The following is a 440-nucleotide window of genomic DNA, read 5'->3' on the forward strand; positions in this document are numbered from 1 at the left end:
TACTTTTGCGGTGAACATTTAAAGACACTCACCTTTGTGTCTATTCTTCGCGAGAGAATTTTGTTCTAAAGCAAAGCCCTTTTTAGGGCTTTGTCTTTTTTATGATGTTTTTATGATACCGTTTTCATTGATATAACAGGCTGACTAGTTTCTTCTAGCTCTTCTATAAAAAAGATTAAATCCGTTCGGTTATATTCTTTTGGAAATGATTTTCCATTGATTAAAATCTCTGGAGTAAAATTGATAGCATTCTCTTTACACCAAACATTTTCTTTTTCTAATTCAGTAATATAGGTTGTTGAATCTGTACATTCTCCCCATTTTTGCAACCATACTGAAGGTTTCTCTCCTTCATAAATCTCATCCATTGCTTGTAAACATTGTGGGGCTCCTTGCATATTATAAATCTCAAGTAATCGACTTGTGATTTTAACAACATC

The 440-nt window shown here is 32.7% G+C and carries 1 pseudogene; it reads right to left on the reverse strand.

Annotated features, from left to right (window positions below):
* Nucleotides 1–110 precede the first annotated feature (110 nt).
* Nucleotides 111–440, reverse strand: a pseudogene (locus Q0958_RS18870) (hypothetical protein); the annotation flags it as partial.

The sequence above is a fragment of the uncultured Tenacibaculum sp. genome, from assembly GCF_947499065.1.
Lineage (GTDB): Bacteria > Bacteroidota > Bacteroidia > Flavobacteriales > Flavobacteriaceae > Polaribacter.